The 3619-nt window shown below is 38.0% G+C and carries 2 protein-coding genes; one reads left to right on the top strand and one right to left on the bottom strand.

Going from position 1 to position 3619, the window contains the following annotated elements:
- Positions 1-73: 73 nt before the first annotated feature.
- Complete coding sequence (rplL, locus tag AFK68_RS05865; RefSeq protein ID WP_094671969.1) at positions 74-475, top strand: 50S ribosomal protein L7/L12; 402 nt, start codon at positions 74-76, stop codon at positions 473-475.
- A 1847-nt stretch (positions 476-2322) separates the two neighbouring features.
- Here rplL and AFK68_RS05855 read toward each other — a convergent pair.
- The gene (locus AFK68_RS05855; protein ID WP_094671967.1) at positions 2323-3318 is read right to left on the bottom strand and encodes a Rieske 2Fe-2S domain-containing protein; all 996 of its coding nucleotides are present in this window, start codon (positions 3316-3318) and stop codon (positions 2323-2325) included.
- Between the last annotated feature and the right edge of the window lie 301 nt (positions 3319-3619).

The raw sequence follows: 3619 nt of genomic DNA, 5'->3' as shown, positions 1-3619 counted from the left end.
AACTTCAGATAATAAATAGTCAAAATAATCCTCAACAAATAATTGTAAATTAACAACAAATAGGAGATTAATAATGTCTGCAAAAACTGATGAAATTCTAGAACAACTTAAGTCACTTTCTCTGCTAGAAGCATCTGAATTAGTGAAACAAATTGAAGATGCTTTTGGGGTTACTGCAGCTTCAGGTGGTGGTGGTATGATGATGCCTATGGCTATGCCAGGAGCGCCTGGTGCCCCAGCAGCAGAACCAGAGGAAGAGCAAACAGAATTTGATGCAATTCTAACAGAGTTTCCAGCAGATAAGAAAATTGCTATTCTGAAAGTGGTTCGTACTATCACAGGTTTAGGTCTGAAAGAAGCAAAAGAATTGGTAGAGTCTGTACCTAAGCCACTGAAAGAAGGTATTGCTAAAGAAGCTGCTGAAGATATCAAGAAGCAATTAGAGGAAGCAGGAGCTAAGGTAGAAATTAAATAGTTATCTTTGGGAAAATATTAGTGAATAATATTCACTATAAAATTGGAGAATATTTCTAGACTTTTTTTATAAGAGCTTGTATCAAACATACAGGCTCTTTTCTATGGAAGTTATGGCTGAAGTCAGAATTCAGAAGTCATACAGCGCTTTTGCTGATTGATAAACCACATCGTCACAACCAAAACCTTGTAGGGACGTTCCANGGAGCTAAGGTAGAAATTAAATAGTTATCTTTGGGAAAATATTAGTGAATAATATTCACTATAAAATTGGAGAATATTTCTAGACTTTTTTTATAAGAGCTTGTATCAAACATACAGGCTCTTTTCTATGGAAGTTATGGCTGAAGTCAGAATTCAGAAGTCATACAGCGCTTTTGCTGATTGATAAACCACATCGTCACAACCAAAACCTTGTAGGGACTAACCATGGTTAGTCCCCTACTGTGGTCTACTCAAATGAAAACTGCTGTATAGAATCCGGTTTAACAGTGGTCATTGCGATGATAGGAAGCAATCTCTTATGTTGAGGAGATTGCTATCCGTTCCGGAATGCTCCGCAAACCTTCCACTCCGTTCCAGACGCTGCGGACTTGAGTATAGTAATTATCCGGATTTGATATCAGGAGTTATAACGAATAGGTTTGATACCATAGGAAAACGCACCTACTAGGACGTCTAGGCTAAAATTGTGGGTAAAAAACCTAACCCCCCAACCCCCTTCCCTGGTAGGGAAGGGGGAGAATATTTCCCCCCTCTCCTTGCAGGAGAGGGGTCGGGGCAGAGGTCTTCCGCACACTTGCTCTTTACCCACATTTTTAAGCTAGACGCGCTACTACTGTGGTCTACTGAAATAAAAACTGCTGTAAGTGCATTCTTATAGAGAAATGCTATTGTTTGGTTTAGATTGAGAATTAATTCAACTGTTGCGCAATAGTTTTTAGATTTTAGATAAAGTCTCTAGGGTGGCGATAGTGCTACCCACCGCTACCCGCTCGCCCTATTACAGATTGAGAATTAATTAAACTATTACGTTACAGTTTTTAGATTTTAGATAAACTTTCTGGGTAGGAGTCGCCTAACTTNCGCCCTATTACAGATTGAGAATTAATTAAACTATTACGTTACAGTTTTTAGATTTTAGATAAACTTTCTGGGTAGGAGTCGCCTAACTTCCAGGGCGGTCGATCATTAATTCAACTGTTGCGCAACAGTTTTTAGATTTTAGATAAGGTCTCTAGGGTGGCGATAGTGCTACCCACCGCTACGCGATCGCCTGACTGAATTTAGATTGAGAATTAATTAAACTATTACGCAATAGTTTTTAGATTTTAGATAAAGTCTGTCGGGTGGCGATAGTGCTACCCACCGCTACCCGCTCGCCCTATTACAGATTGAGAATTAATTANCAGTTTTTAGATTTTAGATAAAGTCTGTCGGGTGGCGATAGTGCTACCCACCGCTACCCGCTCGCCCTATTACAGATTGAGAATTAATTTAACTATTGCGCAACAGTTTTTAGATTTTAGATAAAGTCTGTCGGGTGGCGATAGTGCTACCCACCGCTATAGGTTTTCCAGCCGAATGCTGCGCAAATATGTCGCGCAGCGTTAACGTTTGCGGTAGCATTCCGTTAGGAACGGAGGGCTAAACGCCCTCTTGCTGGTTGAAAATTAATTAAACTATTACGTTATAGTTTTTAGATTTTAGATTAAGTCTGTTGGGTAGCGTTCCCCTTCTTGCAGATTGAAAATTAATTAAACTATTACGGTATAGTTTTTAGATTTTAGATAAAGTCTGTCGGGTGGCGATAGTGCTACCCACCGCTACCCGCTCGCCTAATACCATTTATTTTTGAACTGAAGTATCTAGTGTTAGAGAGTTTTCTGAATAGAATTGACTCGCCCAATTTCGAGACTGACGCACCGGACCATCATTTTGATATAAAGGTGGATTATGAATATCTTTTTTATTCTCTAAAATACTAACATCTTGTTCAAAAGTTTCTAAAACATCCTGTTTTAACATCTTATTTAAAATCAAGCTTAAAGGAAAAGGTAGAACTTTTTTCACACTATAAAATATGGCAATATCAAGATGTTCATTATCTATTGGTGTGCCTGTAAAAATAGTTAATAAACCTAGCTTTAACTTTCCTTCTGTCCAGTAAAAACTAACATCATAAGCTGGTCCGTAATAAATAGTAGTAACTGAACCATCTTCTAATACTAATTTTCCTGCTGCTAAAGAAGATAAATTATATTTCTGAGACATTCTATGAGTTAAAATTGGTCCGTCAATTTCAACTCCATGACTATGAGCGCTTTTAAAAGTACGACTGTGCAAATTATATAAGTGAGAGACATCTACACTGTTATCCATATAATCTTGAAGGGTAGTGCGTACTTTCCACTGACGGACTAAACGTAGGGGAGTCCATTCACCAGAAATTAGTTCTGGTATTTGGGGTATTTCCCAGTCTGGCTGGTTTCCTTGATGGTGATGGTACATCATTATTAGACCATTCAACTCAAGTACAGGCCAACTTTGTATTTTAGCTTTGGGTTTTGCTTTATCTGGATAAGGAATAGCAGCACATTGTCCATCTGTATCCCAGAGCCAACCGTGGTAAGGACATCTCAAAGTTTGGCCTTCAATTCTACCTCCATGAGCAAGATGAGCGCCTAAGTGGGGACAGTGGGCATCAAAAATATGAGGTTTGCCATCTTCTGTACGAAATAGTACGAAGTCTTTTCCGAAGTAATGAAGTGGTATGACTCCTTTGGCAGATAAATCTTGACTTTTAGCAACACGAAACCAACTATTAGGGAGGTTTGAATACATAAATTATTTTTGATTAAATATAGAGAAAAATTAGCTATTAGTCTAAAGGGATAGTGATAACTTGCCAACTAGAAACATTAAAAAATATAAAATTTTCTTGGCAAGATTAGGTAAAGCTCTAGAAGATGAAAGTATTTCTGGTATGGCTCCTTGGAAAAATTCCTAAATGTAGATGTTTGATTTTATCTTGGTTAGTCAATTAAGTTGAATAATAAGTCATGGGTGTAGGCGAGCAACGCCATCTAATATTTAGAGTATCAGAATTTGTTTGAGGATGCAAGTGAAAATCTTTTGACCCGCG

This window comes from Hydrocoleum sp. CS-953, assembly GCF_002260545.1.
GTDB lineage: Bacteria > Cyanobacteriota > Cyanobacteriia > Cyanobacteriales > Microcoleaceae > Trichodesmium.
Note: the sequence above shows the minus strand (reverse complement) of the source record. Positions and strands in the feature narration are given on the sequence as shown.